The 20,487-nt window shown below is 66.3% G+C and carries 16 protein-coding genes; 9 read left to right on the top strand and 7 right to left on the bottom strand.

The annotated features are described in order from the left end of the window. Positions 1-43: 43 nt before the first annotated feature. Genes ACILR9_RS15465 through pcp form a run of 4 tightly spaced genes read left to right on the top strand, consistent with a single transcriptional unit; the run spans position 44 to position 4,369 of the window. Entirely contained in the window at positions 44-529 is a 486-nt protein-coding gene (locus ACILR9_RS15465) for a (2Fe-2S)-binding protein (protein ID WP_395710833.1), read from the top strand. A gap of 2 nt (positions 530-531) precedes the next feature. After that, a complete protein-coding gene (locus ACILR9_RS15460; protein WP_395710832.1) occupies positions 532-2,904 on the top strand; it encodes a xanthine dehydrogenase family protein molybdopterin-binding subunit in 2,373 nt (790 codons plus the stop codon). Positions 2,905-2,919: 15 nt separating this feature from the next. Then, a complete protein-coding gene (locus tag ACILR9_RS15455; protein WP_395710831.1) occupies positions 2,920-3,717 on the top strand; it encodes an FAD binding domain-containing protein in 798 nt (265 codons plus the stop codon). Between the two features lie 10 nt (positions 3,718-3,727). Then, on the top strand, positions 3,728-4,369 hold the full coding sequence (gene pcp / locus ACILR9_RS15450; protein ID WP_395710911.1) for a pyroglutamyl-peptidase I: 642 nt from the start codon (positions 3,728-3,730) through the stop codon (positions 4,367-4,369). 202 nt (positions 4,370-4,571) lie between these two features. Here pcp and ACILR9_RS15445 read toward each other — a convergent pair whose 3' ends face one another. Then, the gene (locus tag ACILR9_RS15445; protein ID WP_395710830.1) at positions 4,572-7,676 is read right to left on the bottom strand and encodes an efflux RND transporter permease subunit; all 3,105 of its coding nucleotides are present in this window, start codon (positions 7,674-7,676) and stop codon (positions 4,572-4,574) included. A 224-nt stretch (positions 7,677-7,900) separates the two neighbouring features. Then, positions 7,901-9,055 (bottom strand): efflux RND transporter periplasmic adaptor subunit, encoded by a 1,155-nt coding sequence (locus ACILR9_RS15440; RefSeq protein ID WP_395710829.1) that lies wholly within the window; start codon positions 9,053-9,055, stop codon positions 7,901-7,903. A 116-nt stretch (positions 9,056-9,171) separates the two neighbouring features. Here ACILR9_RS15440 and ACILR9_RS15435 point away from each other — a divergent pair, with 116 nt between their 5' ends. Continuing rightward, complete coding sequence (locus ACILR9_RS15435) at positions 9,172-9,828, top strand: TetR/AcrR family transcriptional regulator (protein ID WP_395710828.1); 657 nt, start codon at positions 9,172-9,174, stop codon at positions 9,826-9,828. A 246-nt stretch (positions 9,829-10,074) separates the two neighbouring features. Here ACILR9_RS15435 and ACILR9_RS15430 read toward each other — a convergent pair whose 3' ends face one another. Both ACILR9_RS15430 and ACILR9_RS15425 read right to left on the bottom strand, forming a co-directional pair. Continuing rightward, on the bottom strand, positions 10,075-10,377 hold the full coding sequence (locus tag ACILR9_RS15430; protein ID WP_395710827.1) for a putative quinol monooxygenase: 303 nt from the start codon (positions 10,375-10,377) through the stop codon (positions 10,075-10,077). Between the two features lie 155 nt (positions 10,378-10,532). After that, on the bottom strand, positions 10,533-12,218 hold the full coding sequence (locus ACILR9_RS15425; protein ID WP_395710826.1) for an amidohydrolase family protein: 1,686 nt from the start codon (positions 12,216-12,218) through the stop codon (positions 10,533-10,535). Between the two features lie 307 nt (positions 12,219-12,525). Between ACILR9_RS15425 and ACILR9_RS15420 the strand changes: the two genes are divergently transcribed. Continuing rightward, the gene (locus ACILR9_RS15420; protein WP_395710825.1) at positions 12,526-13,593 is read left to right on the top strand and encodes a tartrate dehydrogenase; all 1,068 of its coding nucleotides are present in this window, start codon (positions 12,526-12,528) and stop codon (positions 13,591-13,593) included. A gap of 40 nt (positions 13,594-13,633) precedes the next feature. Beyond that, positions 13,634-14,620, top strand: a complete 987-nt coding sequence (locus tag ACILR9_RS15415; RefSeq protein WP_395710824.1) for a tripartite tricarboxylate transporter substrate-binding protein — start codon at positions 13,634-13,636, stop codon at positions 14,618-14,620. A gap of 180 nt (positions 14,621-14,800) precedes the next feature. Here the strand turns inward: ACILR9_RS15415 and ACILR9_RS15410 are convergent, their stop codons facing one another. Further along, a complete protein-coding gene (locus tag ACILR9_RS15410; RefSeq protein WP_395710823.1) occupies positions 14,801-15,820 on the bottom strand; it encodes an alkaline phosphatase D family protein in 1,020 nt (339 codons plus the stop codon). A gap of 92 nt (positions 15,821-15,912) precedes the next feature. Here ACILR9_RS15410 and ACILR9_RS15405 point away from each other — a divergent pair, with 92 nt between their 5' ends. Beyond that, entirely contained in the window at positions 15,913-16,422 is a 510-nt protein-coding gene (locus ACILR9_RS15405) for a hypothetical protein (RefSeq protein WP_395710822.1), read from the top strand. 8 nt (positions 16,423-16,430) lie between these two features. Further along, positions 16,431-17,270 carry a TauD/TfdA dioxygenase family protein gene (locus ACILR9_RS15400; RefSeq protein ID WP_395710821.1) on the top strand — a complete coding sequence of 280 codons (840 nt, stop codon included), beginning with the start codon at positions 16,431-16,433 and terminating at the stop codon, positions 17,268-17,270. 87 nt (positions 17,271-17,357) lie between these two features. Here the strand turns inward: ACILR9_RS15400 and ACILR9_RS15395 are convergent, their stop codons facing one another. Together ACILR9_RS15395 and ACILR9_RS15390 are read right to left on the bottom strand one after the other, a co-directional pair. After that, positions 17,358-19,490 carry an acetate--CoA ligase family protein gene (locus tag ACILR9_RS15395; protein ID WP_395710820.1) on the bottom strand — a complete coding sequence of 711 codons (2,133 nt, stop codon included), beginning with the start codon at positions 19,488-19,490 and terminating at the stop codon, positions 17,358-17,360. A gap of 5 nt (positions 19,491-19,495) precedes the next feature. Further along, entirely contained in the window at positions 19,496-20,461 is a 966-nt protein-coding gene (locus ACILR9_RS15390) for a Bug family tripartite tricarboxylate transporter substrate binding protein (RefSeq protein WP_395710819.1), read from the bottom strand. Positions 20,462-20,487 lie beyond the last annotated feature (26 nt).

Genomic DNA, 20,487 nt, shown 5'->3' with positions numbered 1-20,487 from the left:
CCGGCGCCTCCGCCCTGAACCAACAATGTGAGGGAGAAGTTTGATGACCATCAATGTCGCCATGACCGTCAACGGCAAGGCCGTTTCCGGCAAGGTCGAGGCGCGTACCCTGCTGGTTCAGTTCCTGCGCGAGCATCTCGGCATGACCGGAACCCACGTCGGCTGCGATACCAGCCAGTGCGGCGCCTGCGTCGTCCATGTCGACGGCAAGTCGATCAAGTCATGCACCATGCTCGCCGTCCAGGCCGAGGGCGCCAAGGTGATCACCATCGAGGGTCTGGCCGAAAGCGCCGACAAGCTGCATCCGATGCAGGAGGCATTCCGCGAGAACCATGCGCTGCAGTGCGGCTTCTGCACGCCGGGCATGGTGATGAGCGCCATCGACATGGTGAAGCGTCACAACTACCAGCTCGACGAGATGACAGTGCGCCGCGAGCTCGAGGGTAACCTCTGCCGCTGCACGGGCTACCACAACATCGTCAAGGCGATTCTGGCCGCGGCGCCGGCCATGAAGTCGGCGGGGGTGTAGCCATGACCGCCGCAACCGGGATCGGCGCCCGGGTGACGCGGAAGGAAGATCAGCGCTTCCTGACCGGCACCGGCCGCTATGTCGACGACCTGCCCCTGGCACGCACGACCTACGCCTACTTTTTGCGTTCGCCGCACGCGCACGCCAAGATCAAGAGCATCGACGTCGCGGCCGCCAAGGCCATGCCGGGCGTCGTCGAAATTTTTACCGGCAAGGATGTCGCCGACGCCAAGGTCGGCGGCCTGATCTGCGGCTGGGTAGTGAAGGACAAGCACGGCCAGCCGCACAAGTCGCCGCCGCATCCGGTGATGGCGGTGGATACGGTGCGCTATGTCGGCGACTCGGTGGCGATGATCATCGCCAACAGCCACGACGAGGCGAAGGACGCGGCCGAGGCTATCAAGATCGATTATGAGGTGTTGCCGGCCAACGTCGATCTCGCGAAGGCGCTCGAGGCGGGCACGCCGCAGGTCCATGCCGAGGCGCCGGGCAACCTGATCTACGACTGGGAGCTCGGCGTGAAGGCCGACGTCGACGCCGCGTTCGCCAAGGCGGCGCATGTCACCAAGCTCGATCTGGTCAACAACCGCCTGATCCCCAACGCGATGGAGCCGCGCGCTGCGGCCGCGGAGTACGACAAGGGAACCGGCAATTACACGCTGTGGTCGACGTCGCAGAATCCACACGTGCTGCGTCTCATCCTGTCGGCCTTCGTGCTGGGCATTCCCGAGCACAAGCTGCGCGTCGTCGCCCCCGATGTGGGCGGCGGCTTCGGCAGCAAGATCTTCTGCTATGCCGACGAGACGATGGTGTGCTGGGCGGCATCACGGGTCGGGCGGCCGATCAAGTGGACCGCCGAACGCAGCGAATCGTTCCAGACCGACGCGCACGGCCGTGACCACATCACCCATGCCGAGCTGGCGCTCGACAAGGATGGCAAGTTCCTGGCGCTGCGGGTCAACACCATCGCCAACATGGGCGCGTACCTGTCGACCTTCTCGACGGCAGTGCCGACCTACCTCTACGCCACGTTGCTCGCCGGCCAGTACACCACGCCGTTGATCTACGCCAACGTGAAAGCGGCGGTCACCCACACCGCGCCGGTCGACGCCTATCGGGGCGCCGGCCGCCCCGAAGCGACCTTCGTGCTCGAGAGCATCGTCAGCAAGGCCGCGAAGGAGATGAAAATCGATCCGGCGGAGCTGCGCCGCAAGAACTTCATTCCGTCGACCGCGTTCCCGTATCAGACGCCGGTGGCCCTGCAGTACGATTCGGGCAACTACCCGCCAATCATCGACGAGGCGATGAAGATCGCCGAGTACAAGGGCTTCGAGGGTCGCAGGGCCGAGGCCAAGTCACGCGGCAAGCTGCGCGGCATCGGCTTCTCGTCCTACATCGAGGCATGCGGCCTCGGGCCGTCGCAGGTCATCGGCTCGCTGGGTGGCGGCGTCGGCCAGTGGGAGTCCGCGCAGATCCGCTTCAACCCGACGGGCAACGTGCAGATCCTGACCGGCGCGCACAGCCACGGCCAGAGCCATGAGACGACGTTCGCCCAGATCGTGTCGGACAAGCTCGGCGTTCCGCTCGAGCAGATCGAGGTGGTTCATGGCGACACGGCGACGACGCCGTTCGGCATGGGCAGCTACGGCAGCCGCTCGCTGGCGGTCGGCGGCTCGGCCATCATGAAGGCGGCCGACAAGGTCATCGCCAAAGGCAAGCGCATAGCCGCCCATCTCATGGAAGCGTCGGTGGCCGACGTCGTGTTCGAAGGCGGCACCTTCAAGGTAGCCGGCACCGACAAGGCGGTGCCGCTGGGCCAGGCCGTGTTCGCGGCTTACGTTCCGCACAACTATCCGCTAGCCGAGCTCGAGCCCGGGATGGACGAGAATGCTTTCTACGACCCGTTGAACTTCGTCTATCCGTCGGGGACGCAGATCTGCGAGGTCGAGGTCGATCCCGACACCGGCGAGGTCGACATCGTCAACTTCACCGCTGTCGACGATTTCGGCAACATCATCAATCCGATGATCGTCGAGGGCCAGGTTCACGGCGGCATCGTCCAGGGCGTCGGCCAGGCGTTGCTGGAGAACGCCGTGTATGACGGGGAGACCGGCCAGCTGATCAGCGGCTCGTACATGGACTACACCATGCCGCGCGCCGACGACGTGCCGTCCTTCAAGCTCGGCTACAAGGTCACGCCTTGCCCGCACAATCCGCTGGGCGTGAAGGGATGCGGCGAGGCTGGCGCGATTGCCGCACCGGCTGCCGTGATGAACGCGGTCCACGACGCGCTGGCGCCGGTCGGCGTCAGCCACGTGCCGATGCCGGCCACGCCACTCAACGTGTGGCAGGCCATCCACGGCGCGGCGAAGTAAGGGGAGGAATTGGAGATGTACGACTTTACCTATCACCGTCCGAAGTCGCTGGCCGACGCCGTCAACCTGCTCAAGGGCAAGGACGAGGCGCGGCCGATGTCGGGCGGCATGACCCTGATCCCGACCCTGAAGCAGCGTCTGGCGCGGCCGAGCGACGTCGTCGATCTCGGCGGTGTGAAAGAGCTCGCCGGCATCAAGGTCGAGGGCAACAACGTGGTGATCGGCGGGATGACGAAGCACGCCGACGTCGCGAGCTCGGCCGACGTCAAGGCCGCCATCCCGGCACTCGCCCATCTGGCGGGCCATATCGGCGACCCGCAGGTGCGCAATCGCGGCACGATCGGCGGCTCGGTGGCCAACAACGATCCGGCGGCGGACTATCCGGCGGCCGTGTTGGCGCTGAACGCCACCGTCACGACCAATACCGGCAAGCACGCCGCCGACGGCTTCTTCAAGGGCCTGTTCGAGACCGCGCTGGGGGAGGGTGAGCTGATCACCTCGATCAGCTTCCCCAAGGTCGAGAAGGCCGCCTACATGAAGTTCCCCAATCCGGCGTCGCGTTACGCCATGGTGGGGGTGTTCGTGGCCAAGTCGGCCTCGGGCGTGCGCGTGGCGGTTACCGGCGCCGGCCCCTGCGTGTTCCGCGTCAAGGCGATGGAAGATGCGCTGGCCAAGGATTTCTCCTCGGCGGCGATCAAGGACATCAAGATCCCGGCCGACGGGCTGAACAGCGACATCCACGGCAGCGCCGAGTACCGCGCTCATCTGGTGGGCGTGATGGCCCGTCGCGCGGTCGACGCGGCCAACAAGTAGCGGCTGCCCCCTGAGAGCACTCGTAACCGGCTTCGATCCGTTCGGCGGCGACAAGGTCAACCCGTCGTCGCTGGCGGTGAAGCATCTCAAGAAGCAGATCGGCAGCCTCGCGGTCCACACCGCGGAGCTGCCGACATCTTATGCGCTGTCGGCCGGCGTGCTGCGCCAGGCGATCGACGAGATCGATCCCGAGATCGTCCTGTGCGTCGGGCAGGCCGGCGGCCGCACCGAGCTTTGCCTGGAGCGGGTCGCCGTCAACGTCCAGGACGCGCGCATTCGCGACAATGACGGCAAGCAGCCGATCGACATTCCGGTCGTGGCGGGAGGCCCGGCGGCGCACTTCGCGACCCTGCCGATCAAGGCCTGCGTCGCGGCGATGCGCGAGGCGGGCCTGCCTGCGGCGGTGTCGAACACGGCCGGCACCTTCGTCTGCAACCACATCTTCTTTGCCCTGATGGACATGGTGCAGGGCAGGTCGTCGGCGATCCGCGGCGGCTTCCTGCACATTCCCTACGTTCCCGAGCAGGCCTCACGGCTGGGCGGCGCCCCCTCGATGGCGCTGGCCGACATCGTGCGCGGCATCGAGATCATCCTCGAGGTCAGCGCCGGCCGCACGACGGACGTCCATACGGCCGAGGGCCGGGTTTCCTGAGTGTCATTCTCCTCCCTAGCGAAGCTGGGGAGGTGTCCGTGTCTTCGCGGACGGAGGGGTCATGAGCAACCCGACTGGTGCCTCTGACCCCTCCGTCGCCGTGTGACGGCGACACCTCCCCAGCCAAGGCGCTGGTTACAGCGCCTTGGCTGGGGAGGAATCATGAGGGCCTCCCCAGCGAAGCTGGGGAGGGGGATGAGTCTTACTCCGCCGCGATCGCCAGCGGCGGATGGGCGGCCGGCGTCTCGACCAGCGCCGGCTTCGCCGCCGGCTGCTTGACCCGGAACCAGGCGGCGTAGAGCGCGGGCAGGAACAGGAGTGTCAACGCGGTCGCGACCAGCAGGCCGCCCATCAGGGCGACGGCCATGGGCCCCCAGAAGACGCTGCGCGACAGCGGGATCATGGCGAAGATGGCGGTGCCGGCGGTCAGCAGGATGGGCCGGGCGCGGCGCACCGTGGCGTCGATCACGGCGTCCCAGGCGGTGTGGCCGGCGGCGATATCCTGGTCGATCTGGTCGACCAGGATCACCGAGTTGCGCATGATCATGCCGGCCAGCGCGATCACGCCCAGCAGCGAGACGAAGCCGAAGGGCTGGTTGAACGCCAGCAGGAACAGCGACACGCCGATCAGGCCGAGCGGCGCCGTCAGCAAGACCAGGACGAGCTTGGAGAAGCTCTGCAGCTGCAGCATCAGGAACAGCACCATCAGGAAGGCCATCACCGGCATCATCTTGAAGATCGAGCCCTGGCTCTTGGCGCTCTCCTCGGCATCGCCGCCGACCTCGATGCGATAGCCGGCCGGCAGGTCGGCGCGCAGTGGCGCCAGCGCCTTGTCGAGGCGGGCGGCGACGTCGGGGCCCTGCACGCCGTCGATCACGCCGGCGCGCACCGTCATCAGCAGCTCCTTGTTGCGCCGCCACAGGATCGGCTCCTCGAGCTCGAACTTGAGCGTGGCGATCTGGGCGAGCGAGACCACGCCGCCGGTCGAGGTGCGGAGGTTGATCGCCTCCAGCCCCTCGACGCTCAGCCGCTCGCCCGGCACGGCGCGCGCCACGACGTCGATCGACTCGGTGCGCTCGCGGTACTGCGTCACGGTCACGCCCGACAGCAGGGTCTGCAGCGTGTTGCCCAAGAGCTGGGAGTCGACCCCCAGCGCACGCGCCTTGTTCTGGTCGACCTCGAGCCGCACCGACTTGGAGAGCTCGTTCCAGTCGAAGTTGATGTCGCGCGTCGCGGGGTCCGCCTTGAACACCTGGCGCACCTGCTCGGCGATGGTTCGGACCTGCTGCGGATCCTCGCCCAGCACGCGGAACATCACGGGGTAGCTCACCGGCGGGCCGTTCTGCAGCCGCTGCACGCGGGCGCGCACGGCCTCGAAGCCGGTGGCGAACAGCTTGTCGAGCTCGGCGAACACCCGCTCGCGCGCCTCCAGGCTCCTGGTCATCACGATGACCTGGCCGAAATTGGCGTTGGTGAGCTCGGGGACGGTCGGCAGGTAGAAGCGCGGGCTGCCCGCGCCGACATAGGACGTGTAGATGTCGACGTCGGGATTCTCGGCCAGCCACCGCTCGAGGCGCTTGACCTCCTTGTTGGTGGCCTCCCACGACGCGCCCTGGGCGAGCTTCATGTCGACGATCAGCTCGGGCCGGTTGGCGGTCGGGAAGAACTGCTTCTGCACCAGGGTGAAGGCGCCCATGGCGGCGACGAAGGCGAGCGCGGTGATGGCGATCGTGGTCTTGCGCCAAGTGACGCACCATACGACCAGCCTGCGGAAAACCGTGTACAGCCGGCCGCCGTAGGGATCGTGATGGTGGACCTTGGGCGTCGGCAGCAGGTGGTAGCCCATCCATGGCGTGAACAGCACGGCGACGAACCACGAGATGATCAGCGACAGCCCGACCACCCAGAAGATCGAGTTGGTGTATTCGCCGGCGCTCGACCGGGCGAAGCCCACGGGCACGAAGCCGACCGCGGTGACCAGGGTGCCGGTCAGCATCGGAAAGGCGGTCGAGGTGTAGGCAAAGGTGGCGGCCTCGAGCCGGCTGGCGCCCTGCTCGAGCTTCACCATCATCATCTCGACGGCGATGATGGCGTCGTCGACCAGCAGGCCGAGCGCGATGATCAGGGCGCCGAGCGAGATGCGCTGGAAGTCGATGCCGAGCAACATCATGCCGACGAAGGTGATGGCGAGCACCAGCGGCACCGAGAGCGCCACGATGACGCCGGTGCGGATGCCGAGGCTGATGAACGACACCACCAGCACGATGGCGAGCGCCTCGAGCAGCGAGGATACGAACTCCTCGAACGACCTGTCGACGACCTCGGGCTGGTTGGCGACGCGGTGCACGGTGATGCCGACCGGCAAGTTCGCCTCGACCTCGGCCATCGCCTTGTCGAGCGCTTTGCCGAGCGTCTGCACGTTGCCGCCCGGCGCCATGACAACGCCGAGACCGATCACCGGCTTGCCCTTGAAGCGCATCGATATCTGCCTCGGATCCTGGTAGCCGCGCTTGATCTCGGCGACATCGGACAGGGTGATGTTGCGGCCGCCGGCGCTGAGCGGCAGATTGGCCACCTCCTCGGCCGAGAGCGGCGCGCCGTCGACGCGCACCGAGACGCGCTCGCCCTTGGTCTCGACCGTGCCCGTGGCGACGATGGCATTCTGCCGCCGGATCACCTCGAGGATCTGGTCGATCGGCACGCCCAGCATGGCGAGGCGTGCATGGCTGAACTCGATGTAGATCTTCTCGTCCTGCAGCCCGAACAGATCGGCCTTGGTGACGTCGGGCACGCGCAGCAGGCGCTGCCGTACGCTCTTCACGATCTCCTTCACCTCCGCTGGTGAGAAGCCATCCGATTCGAAAGCCCAGATCATGCTGTAGGTGTCGCCGTATTCGTCGTTGAAGAACGGGCCGACGACGCCGGCCGGCAGCGAGCTTCTGATGTCGCCGACCTTCTTGCGCACCTGGTACCACAGGTCGGGCACCTTGGCGGGCGGGGTGTCGTCGCGCAACGAGACGTAGATCACCGTCTCACCGGGCTTGGTGTAGCTGTTGACGAAGTTGAAGTACGGCAGCTCCTGAAGCTTGGTCTCGATCTTCTCGGTGACCTGCTGCTCCATCTCGCGCGCAGTGGCGCCGGGCCAGGCGGCCGACACGACCATCTGCTTGATGGTGAACGGCGGATCCTCGCCGCGGCCGAGACTGAAGAAGGCGTAGATGCCGGCCGCCGTGAGCGCCAGCATGAAGAACACGGTGAGCGTGCTGTACTTCAGCGCCAGCGCCGACAGGTTGGTGCGGGTGGTCATGGCGGTGTCTTTCCCCGAGGAAGTAGGGCATTCGCATACGGGCGCTCTCTCATCTGCCTCCCCAGCGTCATCGCTGGGGAGGTGTCGCCGTCGAGGGGTCATGAGCAGCGGGACTGAGGCTCATGACCCCTCCGCCCCGTATGACGGGGCACCTCCCCAGCGAAGCTGGGGAGGAGAGTGAAAGCCGCGCCCATATGCGATGCCCTGCCCGAGAAGCGGCGGTGCTAGCGCGTCGCCTGCTGCTGCGGTTGCAGGGGCTTGACCTTCTGGCCGGGCTCGAGCTTGTGGACGCCGGCGGTCGCGATCACTTCACCGGTGTCGACGCCGGAGGCGATGGCGGCAGTGTCGTCGCGCCAGCGCGCGATCGTGACCGGCCGCAGCTCGACGGTGCCGCTGGCGCGATCCACCACCCACACGGCGGGCTGCGCGCCCTGCTGGAAGATCGCCGAAAGCGGCACCTCCGCCACCGGCTTGGCATCGGGGCGCTCGAAGGCGAGCGTCGCCGTCATGCCGAGGCCGATGAACTCGGGAGTGTCGACGGCGGTGAAGCGCGCCGGGTAGGTCCGGGTCACCGGATCGGCACTGGGCGACAGCTCACGCAGCCTGGCGACGTGCCGCTTGCCCGGATCGGACCACAGCTCGAAGCTCGCGCTCTCCGTCTGGCGCACCAGCTTCAGCTTGTGCTCGGGCACGCCGACCAGGATCTCGAGCTCGCTGGTGCGGGCGAGCTTCACCACCCCCTGACCTTGCGCCATGACCTGGCCGACCTCGGCCTGGACGGCGGTGACGACGCCCGGCGCATCGGCGCGCAGCGCGGTGTAGGCGAGGTTGTTCTCGGCCGTGGCAAGCTGGCTCCTTGCCTGCTCGACGCGCGCCAGCGCGGTTGCGGCGATCGCCTGCCGCTGTTCGAGCGTCTGCGGCATGAAGGCGGTGCTGCCGCGGAGCGCGAGGTAACGTTCGTGGTCGGCCTTGGCGCGGACATAGTCGGCCTCGGCGGAGGCGAGGGCGGCGCGCGCGTTGTCGACCGCAAGGCGGTAGTCGGCAGGATCGAGCTCGGCGATCAGGTCGCCGGCCTTCACCGTGGTGCCGACATCGACGACTCGGGAAACGATCTTGCCGGCGACGCGGAACCCCAGTGTCGTCTCGATGCGGGGGACGACGGTGCCGGCGAGGACAAGCGAACGGCTGCGCTGCTGGTAGACGATCTCGGTGACGCGTACCGGCCGCACGATCGGGTCGCTGCTTGCAGGCCGCGAGGCATTGGCGGCGGTCCAGGAGAGAGCGGCGAGGCCCGCGACAGCAACGGCGCCGATGCCGATGGCGGCCACCACGGCCTTTGCGGGGATCTTGCGGGGAAGCCGATTGAACGCGAGACGCATGGCGAACAGTCCTTCCGGGGTTTACAATGTTCAAAAGTTTATGAACATCGTTAACTGAACATTGATAACTTATCGTCGTTAAGCTACATGTCAAGGGGAAGGAGACAGTTTTGACCGTGTTCTCGGCAGTAGCAGCGACAGGACGGAAGCGGCGGGGCGAGGGGCATACACGCCGCGACGAAATTCTCCATGCCGCCAAGGAACTCTTCCTCGAGCAGGGCTACGATTCGACGACGATCCGTAAAATCGCCGACCGGGTCGGCATCTCGGCGCCGGCGCTCTACCTGTATTTCAAGGACAAGGAAGCGTTGATGCTGGCGCTGTGCGATCAGACCTTCGGGCACCTGATCGAGGCCATCAACGAGATCGAGAAGACCGTCTCGGATCCTCTGCAACGTGTGCGACGATTTGGCGAGGCCTATGCGCGCTTCGGCCTGACTCATCCGGACGAGTACCGGTTGATCTTCATGGGCGCGCACATCCCCGAGTCGCTGCGCAAGATCGGCCATCGCATGCCGACTGACGATCCGACCCGGCCGGGAGTCGGCGGCGCCATGGTGTTCAGCCGCCTGGTCGCGATCCTCAATCAGGTCGAAGCGTCTAGCGTCAAGCTGCGCTATCCCGCCGACACTTGCGCCGAGCTGTGCTGGATGGGCATCCACGGGGTCGTGGCCGCCATGATCATGAAGCCCGATTTCCCCTGGTCCAACCGCGACCTGCTGATCGAGGGCATGCTGGACATGGTGGCGAAGGGGATCGTACGAGGGGCGTGAGCGGCAATCAAAGGTAAAGGTCCCTCGCTGCGCTCGGGATCTTTACCTTCGAAACTTGAAGATAACCTCACCCTGAGCAGCCACGCGCAGCGTGGCATCTCGAAGGATGGGCGACAAACGTACCATATCCCACCAAGGGGCGAAGGCTACTTCGCCCGAATCGAGACGCGGCCTGCGGCCGCTCCTCAGGGTGAGGTTATTGTTGATCGCGACTCAAACTCGGAAAGTCCGCTCGGGCGTTTGCGCCTATGCGTTCTGCAGCACGTGGACGGCGCGGTTGGCGACGAGATCCTTGTTCTTCTCGCCGTAGGCCTTCATGTGCGCCGACGCGCCATGGGCCTTGAGATCGTCCATCGACGCCCACTTCTCGATCACGACGAAGGTGTCGGCGCCGAACTTCGCGAACGGGCCGCCGTCGGTGTCGATCGTGGCGCCGTACTCGATGCAACCCTTCTCGGCGTGCACGGCCGGGACGTTGGCCTTGAAGTTCTTGAGGATCTCGTCCCGCTTGCCGGGCTTGGCGGTGATGATGGCGACGACGTGAATCATGATCTTCTCCTCCTGAATTATGTCATCCCGAGCGTAGCGAGGGATCTTTATGGGACAGTAAAGATCCCTCGCTACGCTCGGGATGACAATCTCGGTGTCGGGATGACAATCTTGGTGTTGGAATGACAATCTCGGTGTCGGGGTGACAACGTTGGTCAGGCGGCGCGGCCATGCCGCAGCAGGCGACCCGGCAGGGGATCGTTGCTGGCGACGGTGTCCTTGCCGTTGCGACGGATCAGCTTGCCATTGACGATGACGGCGTCAATGCCGTTCGCTTCCGACACCAGGCGATCGGCCCCTGCGGGCAGATCGTAGACCCGCTGGAGCGGGCCGGGGCCAACCGTCTTCGGATCGAACACCACGACGTCGGCCGGCCGGCCTTCGGCCAGCAGGCCACGATCGGTGATGCCGAACATCTCGGCGGGCCGCTGCGTCAGGTTATGCACGGCCTGCTCGATCGTGAAGGTCTTGCGATCACGCACCCAGTGGCCGAGCAGGTAGGTCGCATAGCAGGCGTCGCACAGCTGGCTGGCATGCGCGCCGGCGTCCGACAGGGCGATGATGGTATGCGGATCGGTGATCAGCTCCGCCACTTCCTGCTCGTCGAAGTTCATCACGGCCATGCGGAAACGCGCCTGCAGGTCGTTGGCGAGCGCGAGATCGAGCGCCAGATCGACCGGGTCCTTGCCGAGCTTGCGCGCGGCCACGGCGAGCGGCTGCTCCTCGAGCTCGCGCGCTGACGGCGCCCAGGCGATGACCACGCGATCCCACCAGCTGCGGAAGAGGGGCGTCACCTCGCTGCGCAGCTTCTCGCGCCACGCGGGATCGGCATAGGCGCGGCGCCGCGTGCCGGGGGCCTTGGCGTCCTCGACCGCGAGCTCGTTCATGAACTTCATGACGTCGAAGATGAACGGCTCGGCGAAGGTGAACTCGAAGTTCAGCGGACGGCAGCTCACCTGCGGGATGACCAGCGCGCCCGACTTGCGCTGCTCGTCGGCGAGCGCCAGCTGCTTGCGATGGCCGCCCGGCCCGTACATGTAGGAGAGCAGGGCCGTCCAGGTGACCGGGATGCCGTATTTGCGGCTGACCTCGGCCATGTGCCGGGTCGAGAAATCGCGGCCGATCGTGACCTGCATCAGGCCACGCTTCAGCTCGCCCATGACCGAAGCCAGGGCGTCCATCTCCTCGACGGTGGCCTGGCGACTGGGGACGGGTTTGCCGGCGTATCCGTTGTGGCTCACCGCCACGGACGTGCCGAAGCCGATGGCGCCTGCGTCCATGGCCTCGCGCACCAGCTTCTTCATGGCGGCGATCTCGTCCGTCGTGGCGACACGCTCGGTCGATTCCTCGCCCATGACGTACAGGCGCAGCGGCGTATGGCCGAACAGGGCCGCGACGTTGATTGCCGAGCCGCGTTGCTCGAGCGCATCAAGATACTGCGGAAACGTCTCGAACGGCCAATCGGTACCCAACCCGGCCTGGAGCGCTTCGAGGCTCATGCCTTCGACCTTCTCAAGCGTCTGCATGATGAGCGTGCGATGGATCGCCCTGGTCGGCGCGACTCCGAAACCGCAATTGCCGATCACCGTGGTGGTCACGCCATGCCACGGCGAGATGGTCAGCATGCGATCCCACAGGATCTGCGCATCGTAGTGCGTATGCACGTCGACGAAGCCCGGCGAGACGACCTTGCCCGCCGCATCGATGGTTGTATCGGCCGGCCCGTCGGCCTTGCCGAGAGCCACGACCTTGCCGCCCTTGATGCCGAGTTCGCCGACGAAGCCCGGCTTGCCGCTGCCGTCGACGATCGTGCCGCCCGTGACCTTGATGTCGTAGCTCATGGCTGCTCCGCTGAACGATGGTTCATATTGGCAAGGGGCTCCTGCGGGGGCAATGCCGCGCACGCATGGCAAGGTCGCGGTGCGAGTGCACGTTCCGCACTGCCAGGACTATTGACCCTCTCGCGCATGACCCTCTCGCGCATGACCCTCTCGCGCAATAGTCGGTTCGGAATTGCTGTCATTCCGAGCGCAGCGAGGGATCTTTGCGGTGGCCCAAAGATCCTTCGCTGCGTTCGGGATGACAGGAGTTTCGTTGCGACGGGAGCGCGAATCGCTCTAGGTTCCGCGCCTCACACGGGAGGACCAGATGGCCAGGCACAAGATCGCACTCATTCCGGGAGACGGAATCGGCAAGGAGGTTCTGCCCGAGGGGGTGCGGGTGCTCGAAGCCGCCGGCCGCCGTTTCGGCTTCGAACTAGACTTCACCGATTTCGACTGGTCGTGCGATCGCCTGCTGCAGACCGGCAAGATGATGCCGGATGACGGCATGGAGCAGCTCAAGGCGTTCGAAAGCATCTTCCTCGGCGCGGTCGGCTGGCCGGGCGTGCCCGACCACGTTTCGCTGTGGGGCCTGCTGATCCCGATCCGCCGCGACTTCGACGAGTACGTCAATCTACGCCCAGTGCGCCTGTTCGAGGGCGTGCCGTCGCCGCTCGCCAACCGCAAGCCGGGCGAGATCGATTTCTGGGTGGTGCGCGAGAACACCGAGGGCGAGTACAGCCAGATCGGCGGCCGCATGTTCCAGGGCACCGACGCCGAGTTCGCCATCCAGGAGGCGATCTTCACCCGCAAGGGCGTCGACCGCGTGCTGAAATTCGCCTTCGAGTTCGCCAGCAAGACCAAGAAGAAGCACGTGACGTCGGCCACCAAGTCGAACGGCATCATCCACACCATGCCGTTCTGGGACGAGCGCTTCGCCGAGATGAAGAAGAACTATCCCGACATCAAGGCCGACCAGTATCACATCGACATCCTGACGGCGCACTTCGTGCGCAACCCCGACTGGTTCGACGTCGTGGTCGGCTCCAACCTGTTCGGCGACATCCTGTCCGACCTCGGGCCGGCGCTGACCGGTTCGATCGGCGTGGCGCCGTCGGGCAACATCAACCCGGAGCGCAAGTTCCCCTCGATGTTCGAGCCGGTGCACGGCTCGGCTCCCGACATCGCCGGCAAGTGGATCGCCAACCCGATCGGCCAGATCTGGTCGGGTGCCATGATGGTGCGCCATCTCGGCTACCCCGAGGCGGCCGAGGCGATCGAGCGGGCGATCGCGGCGTCCCTGGTCGAAGGCGGCCCGCGCACCCGCGACCTGGGCGGCAACGGCGACACTAAGACCGTGGGGGCCGCCATTGCGGAGCTTGTGAAGACGGTGTAGCAGCCTGCCGCCCGGCATTCGGACTGGGCAGGAGCCGCACATGAAAAGACGTAATCTGATCGCTGCCGCCACGGCGGCAGCGGGCCTCGCCGCCCTGCCGCAAGGCGCACGGGCGCAGGCCTATCCCACCAAGCCGATCACCGTGATCGTGCCGTTCTCGGCGGGCGGACCGACCGATGCTCTGGCCCGCATCCTCGGCCAGCGCATGGGCGAAATCCTCGGACAGCAGATCATCATCGACAACGTCGCCGGCGCCGGCGGCACGATCGGTGTCGCCAAGGCGACGCGCGCCGCACCCGACGGATACACGCTGCTGTTCGCCCACATGGGCACCCTTGCGGTCAACATCGCGCTCTACAAGTCGCTGCCTTACGACAGTCAGAAGGACCTCGAGCCGGTCGGCCTCGGCGGCACCAACCCGATGGTCCTGGTGGCCAGGAAGGACCTGCCGGCCAAGGACTTTCCCGAGTTCATGGCGTGGGTGAAAGCGAATCAGAAGAAGGCGCAGTATGGCATGGCCGGCATCGGCGCCGCCTCGCATCTGGGCGGCCTGATGCTGAACAGCATGATGAAGGTCGACGTGCTCGAGATCCCGTACAAGGGCACCGGGCCGGCGCTGAACGATCTTGTCTCCGGCCAGTTCGACTACATGGTCGATCAGGCCGTCAACGTGCTGCCGCAGATCCAGGCCGGCAATATCAAGGCGTTGGGCGTCAGCACCCTGAAGCGCCTGCCGCAGCTGCCCAACGTGCCGACCATCGACGAGGCGGGCCTCAAAGGCTACGAGGTCACGATCTGGAACGGCTTCTTTGCACCCAAGGGCACGTCCAAGGAGATTATCGGCAAGCTCAACCAGGCGCTGCTCACGACCCTGGCCGACGACAAGATCCGGGTGCGTTTGACCGAGCTGGCCGTCGATCTGCCGAGCGTGGCCGAAACCTCGCCGGACGCCCTGCGCGGCACGCTGAAGGCGTCGATCGACAAGTGGGTGCCGGCGGTACGCGCGGCAGGGGTCAAGCCGGAGTAGGGATCTGAAGCGAAGTTTGCTGCTTCGGTTTCCGATAGTGGCGAACGACGCCGGCGACAAAGATTCTGTCATCCCGAGCGCAGCGAGGGACCTTTAAGGCTGCGCTCGGGATGACAACTTTGCTGAATGTGCCGACCGTGCGAATTGTCGCTTGATTCGTGGGGTGGTCTGAACGACGCCTCACGCGCTGATTCCCAGGTCGTCGAAGGCGACGACCGCGGCGCGGCGGGTGTTGCCGCCCTCGTCGCGCAGCGCCAGGGTCAGCTTGCGTTCCCACCAGTCGATATCGGCGACGCCGAAATTGGCCGCCGCATAGAGCGGGCCCAGGCGATTGGGGCCGGGCTCCTTGGCCGCCCAGTAGACCATGTTGAGGCCGCTCGAGGTGACTTCGTAGAGCGGGTAGGAGCCTGGCGGAATCTCGCGATAGAGCGCGCCGACATGGCGGTCGCCCGACAGCAGCACGACGCCCTTGGCGCCGCTGTCGCGGATCGTGTCGAAAAGCTTCTGTCGCTCGAGCGGCAGGTTGCCCCAGCGTTCCCAGCCGTGGCCCTCGGCCAGCACCTGGGTGCTCGAGACGAGGAGGCGCAGCTCGGCCGGCTGGCGCAATTCCGCCGCCAGCCACTCCCATTGCTCGGGGCCGAGCATGGTCTTGGCCGGATCGGGGTCGGGGACGTAGCGCTCCTTGCCCGGGGCGCCGCGCTGGTCGGTCGGCTTGAGGGGCGAGCGGAACCAGCGCACGTCGAGCAGGATGACCTGCACGCGCATGCCGGGCGGACCGATGATGGAGGCGGTGTAGATGCCGCCGCGACCGCGCCGGACGTCGCCCGCGGGAACATCCCAGAACTTCAGGAAGAGGTCCTTGGCGATGTCCTTGTGGGCGAAGTTGCCGCCGCCGTCGTTGAGGCCGTAGTCATGGTCGTCCCACACCGCGAGGTGGGGGACCTCCCTGCGCAACCGGCTGTATCCCGTGATGTCGGAGGCGAGGTCGTAGGCACGCCGCAGGTTGATCGCGTCGGCCGAGCTGAAATCGCCGTAGACATTGTCGCCCATGAAGATGAACAGGTCGGGCTTGTAGGCCAGCACGGCGTCCCAGATGGGCTGCGGCTTGGCCTGGTCGGCGCACGAGCCGAAGGCGATGCGTGTCAGGGGCGGGCGTCCCTGCGCCTTGACAGCGGAGGGGGCGAGCGCGGCCGCCGCCATGAGCTGGGCTGCTGTGCGCCGGTTGAGGCTGGAACGACGATTTAACATTGGGCCACCGAAATGCCAGGATCGCAGGTCTAGTTTGCACTGACGTGAAACGCCATCTGAAACACGCCCTCGAACTGGCGTTCATCCCCATCGCCGCGGCGGTCGTCTTCGTCGAAGAGGTCCTGCTGCGCTACCTCGGCCTCGCCATGGCGGCGCTGGCCAGGTGGCCGCCCGTGGCCTGGGTCGAGGGCTGGCTGCGGCAGCTGCCGCCGTGGGCCGCCGTGCTGGCCTTCGCAGCACCGTCGCTGCTGGTGCTGCCGGTCAAGCTTTCCGCCGTCTGGTTCGCCTACCATCACCGCTATGGCCTCTCCCTCGCCAGTGTCATCGTCGGCAAGATGCTGGCGACGGCGTTGGTCGCGCGCCTGTACCGCGTGCTCCATCCGTCGCTTGAGAAGCTGAGCTGGTTCGTGCGCGCGGAAACCTGGCTGTTTGGCTGGCGTGACCGCATCTACGGCTTCGTGCGCGCCCTGCCGGCCTGGCAGAAGGCGGTGGCGCTCATTCGACAGCTGCGCTTCTGGGTGCGGGGCTTGGTATCGGCTGTCTGGTCGCGCTAGGCTCAGACATGCTGAACGTAGTCCCGTTGAACGGCGCCCTGGGCGCCCGCATCGAAGGTCTTGATCGGGCGCGGGCCAATGAGCCCGAGATCGCCGGCACGATCAGCCGGGCTCTCGCCAAGCATCTGCTGGTCGTCATTCCGGGTGAGCCGATGGCGCCGGCCGAGACGCGCCGGCTGGCCGAGGTGTTCGGCACGCCGCAGCGACAGCTGCTGCGCTACAAGCGCAGCGGCGAGGTGCCAGACGTGTCGATCATGGTGAGCACGCTCAAGGCCGACGGCTCGACCGACAAGACCGCCATCCGCGCCGAGGACTGGCATACCGACGATTCGTATTTCGCGACGCCCGCCAAGGCGACCTTGCTGCACGCCATCGAGATCCCGAGCCATGGCGGCTCGACCTGGTTCTGCAACATGCACAGCGTCTACGAATCGCTGCCCGAGGCGATGCGCAAGCGGATCGACGGCCTGCGGGCCATCCACGGCTACGACACGCCACGGGCGCGCAACCGGCCGTCGGCGCGCACGCCGCAGGAGATCGCCGAGACGCCCGATGTCGAGCATCCGCTGGTGCGCACGCACCCGGAGACGGGGCGCAAGGCGCTCTATCTCAACCCCAACCGCCTCGACCGCATCGTCGGCCTGGAGCGGGCGGAGAGCGACGCCCTGCTCGACGAGCTGGCCGATGCTGCCCGCCAGCCGCAGCACCATCACGGCCATACCTGGACGAAGGGCGATCTCGTGGTGTGGGACAACCGCGCCACCATGCACCGCGTCGTGATCGACTACCCGGTCGGCGAGAACCGCATCATGCAGCGCGTGCTGATCGAGGGGGACAGGCCGTACTAACGCTAACTCATGCACCTCCCCACTTCGGGCAGGGCATTCGCATATCTGGAGAGGCTAGCCCGATTTCTCAGAGGTGGGGTCGGCTCGTCAGTCCAGCAGCATGCGGGCGTCGACGATCGTGCAGCCATCTGCATTGAGAATGACCGGGTTGAGATCGATCTCGCTGATCTCCGGATAGGCCAGCGCAAGCCGCGACACGTCCAGCAACAACGAAACGAGCTTCTCCCGATCGACGGGTGGCCGGCCCCGTGTGCCGTCGAGCAGCGCCCGGCCATGGATCTCATCCACCATCGTCGCAGCTTCCTGTCGATCGATTGGCAGCGTCCGGAAGACGACGTCCTTCATCACCTCGACGAAGATCCCGCCGAGGCCGAACATCAGGACGCGCCCGAATTGCGGGTCATTGGTGACACCGATGATCACCTCGACGGCGGCCTTGGCCATAGGTGCGACGAGCACGCCAACGATATCGGCGTCCGGACAGGTCATGCGAATGTGCTGCAGCAGCGCCTCGCTCTGCGCTTCGATCGACGGCGCTCCGCGAACGCTCAGCCGGACTCCGCCGACGTCCGATTTATGCAGGATGTCCTTTGACACGATCTTGAGCGCGACCGGCCCCTGTTCGAGCATCGGTGCCAGGGATCGCGCGTCGGACGGCGCATGCAGCACGGCAAAGGGCGGCACGGCCACGCCCTCGGAGGCCAATAGCTCCAGGGCTTCCGGCTCCAGCAGGCTCCGCCGTCCGCTCGCGCGGGCCCCGGCGATCAGCTTCGCCGCCGTTTCGCGGCGTCGCGACAGTGGCGGAAGAGACGCGGCCGGCAGGGGGCCACTGGCCACGCGATGAAAGCGGTTGGCGCCGGCGAGGCAAGCGGCCGCAATTTCGATCGAGCGTACCACGACGATGTCAGCCGCCCGCAGGATGTCGATCGCCCCGGTCGCGAACTCGGCATAGTGGCACTGCACGATCACCGGCTTGCCCGATTGCCGGGCGAGATCCACCAGCTCGCGCGCCGCCGTGTTCTCGGCTTCGGCCAGCGCGCTGCCGTAGCGGACCTGGTAACCACCGAAATATCCGACGATCAGCAGCGCATCGACCGACGGGTCGGCCAGGATCGCTTCGGCGCAAAGGGGGAAATATCGTGGATGAGGATCCGTGCCACCCCCCGCGTCGACGGGATTGTCGAGCTGCGTGGCGTTCGGCGTGATCTTCTTCAGTCGCGCCTCGGTATCGGCGGAAAGCCGGGGCAGCTCCAGGTCGCGCTCGGCCAGCGCGTCGACGGCTTGCGAGATCGGCCCGCCACCTTCGGAGAGGATGGCGACGCGCCGTGTCGGGCGTCCGGCGGTGCGCGACGCCATGTCTGCGACCGCGAACACCTCGTCGGACCGTTCGACCACGATCGCCCCGGCCTGGCGCAAGGCCGCCTGCGCGACCGCGTAGTTGCCGGCCAGCGATCCGGAATGCGAGCGCGCGGCGCCTTCGCCCTTGCCGGTGCGGCCGGCCTTGTAAACGACGACGGGCTTGCGCACGGCGACCTCGCGCAACGCGGCGAGGAACGCGAGGCCGTCCTTGAAGCCTTCGACATAGACGATCACGGCGCCCGTATTCGGATCCTCGCCATAGAACCGGAGATACTCGTGGAAGCGGATATCGCCTTCATTGCCGACGCCGACGAAGGTGGTGAAGCCGGCATGGCCGTTCTTCTGGCTCTGCGCCAGGAAGCCGATGGCGACATTGCCGGACTGACAAAGCACGCCGATCTTGCCGGGATAGACGCCGGGCCAGCCGACAAGATTGCAGCCGGTGTAGGCGTCGAAGAGGCCGGCGGTATTGGGACCGATCACGCGCACGCCGCCTTTTTCGGCCGCCGCCATGCTGCGCGCTTCGAGATCCGCGCCCTCGGATCCCGCTTCGCTGAATCCGCCGGCCAGAACCAGCGCCGCCCGGACGCCGCGCGCGCCACAGGAGCCGATGACGTCCGGCACGGACCGCGCCGGAGTGCAGACCAAGGCGAGATCGATCTCGCCGGGCGCCGAGGCGAGGTCGGGATAGCAGGCGAAGCCCAGTATCTCCCTTTCCTTCGGGTTGATCGGCAGAACGTGCCCCGCATAGCCGCCGTCGATCAGCGTCTTGATCGCCCGGTAGCCGCGCTTCATGGGGTCGCGCGAAGCGCCGATCACAGCCACAGTGCGAGGCTTGAGGAAATCCAAAGCAGTTTTCACGTCGCTTATTCCACGGGAATCTTCGCGTCGGCGATGAGGGTGCGGAAGTCCGCGACCTCGCGCGCGATGAAGGCGCTGAACTCGGCCGGCGTCGAAAGCTTGATCCGGAGGCCAAGATCGACCAGCCGCTTGGTGATGGCCGGATCGGCGACCGCCTTGTGGACGGCCGCATTCATCTTGTCGATGATCGATTGCGGCGTGCCAGCCGGCGCCATCACGCCCAACCAGCCCCTTGAAACGAAACCCGCCAGACCGGCTTCGGCTACGGTCGGCACGTCGGGCAACTGGCCAGAGCGTTCCTCGACGGTGACGGCAAGCGCGCGGAGCTGGCCCGACTGGATGTAGGGAAGCGAGTTGGGGATGGTCTCGAACATCAGTTGAATCCGTCCGGCCACGAGATCGGCCATGGCTGGGCCGCCGCCCTTGTAGGGTACGTGGATCATCTCGATGCCGGTGCGGCTCTTGAACATCTCCGCCGCCAGGTGCTGGGAGGCCCCGATCCCCGAGGAGCCGAAATTGAGCTTGCCCGGGTTGGCCTTGGCGTAGGCGATGAGCTCCGTCACCGACTTCACGGGCAGCGAAGGATTGACCATCAGCACGTTGGGCTGCATCGCCACGAGCGAGATCGGCGCGAAATCCTTCAACGGATCGTAACCGATCGAGCGGTAGAGGCTGACATTGACGGCCAGGGTCGAACTGGCCATCCCCAGCGTGTAGCCATCGGGCTTCGCCTTGGCCACGGCCTCGAAGCCGATATTGCCGCCCGCGCCGGCGCGGTTTTCCACGACGACCGACTGGCCCAGATCCTCACTCAGCCGCTGCGACAGGATGCGGGCAACGATGTCGACGCTTCCGCCCGGCGCAAAGGGCACCACGAGCTTGATCGGCTTGCTGGGATAGTCGTCGGACTGGGCCGCCGGGCTGAACAGGAGCAGGAGGGACAGGGCGGCAGCACCCACAAATTTCCACATGACGCGCGCCCTTTCGGTCCGAAGTG

This window comes from Reyranella sp. (assembly GCF_044224635.1).
Taxonomy (GTDB): Bacteria; Pseudomonadota; Alphaproteobacteria; order Reyranellales; family Reyranellaceae; genus Reyranella.
The sequence above is the reverse complement of the archived record's forward strand: the minus strand, read 5'-3'. Positions and strand labels throughout refer to the sequence as shown.

Bases quoted from the DNA above. Each gene is read 5' to 3' on its own strand.
- ACILR9_RS15420 (WP_395710825.1), top strand. From the start codon at position 12,526: ATGGCCAGGCACAAGATCGCACTCATTCCGGGAGACGGAATCGGCAAG.
- ACILR9_RS15465 (WP_395710833.1), top strand. From the start codon at position 44: ATGACCATCAATGTCGCCATGACCGTCAACGGCAAGGCCGTTTCCGGC.
- ACILR9_RS15445 (WP_395710830.1), bottom strand. From the start codon at position 7,676: ATGACCACCCGCACCAACCTGTCGGCGCTGGCGCTGAAGTACAGCACG.
- ACILR9_RS15400 (WP_395710821.1), top strand. From the start codon at position 16,431: ATGCTGAACGTAGTCCCGTTGAACGGCGCCCTGGGCGCCCGCATCGAA.
- ACILR9_RS15410 (WP_395710823.1), bottom strand. From the start codon at position 15,820: ATGGCGGCGGCCGCGCTCGCCCCCTCCGCTGTCAAGGCGCAGGGACGC.
- ACILR9_RS15430 (WP_395710827.1), bottom strand. From the start codon at position 10,377: ATGATTCACGTCGTCGCCATCATCACCGCCAAGCCCGGCAAGCGGGAC.
- ACILR9_RS15455 (WP_395710831.1), top strand. From the start codon at position 2,920: ATGTACGACTTTACCTATCACCGTCCGAAGTCGCTGGCCGACGCCGTC.
- ACILR9_RS15415 (WP_395710824.1), top strand. From the start codon at position 13,634: ATGAAAAGACGTAATCTGATCGCTGCCGCCACGGCGGCAGCGGGCCTC.
- ACILR9_RS15460 (WP_395710832.1), top strand. From the start codon at position 532: ATGACCGCCGCAACCGGGATCGGCGCCCGGGTGACGCGGAAGGAAGAT.
- ACILR9_RS15390 (WP_395710819.1), bottom strand. From the start codon at position 20,461: ATGTGGAAATTTGTGGGTGCTGCCGCCCTGTCCCTCCTGCTCCTGTTC.
- ACILR9_RS15425 (WP_395710826.1), bottom strand. From the start codon at position 12,218: ATGAGCTACGACATCAAGGTCACGGGCGGCACGATCGTCGACGGCAGC.
- ACILR9_RS15440 (WP_395710829.1), bottom strand. From the start codon at position 9,055: ATGCGTCTCGCGTTCAATCGGCTTCCCCGCAAGATCCCCGCAAAGGCC.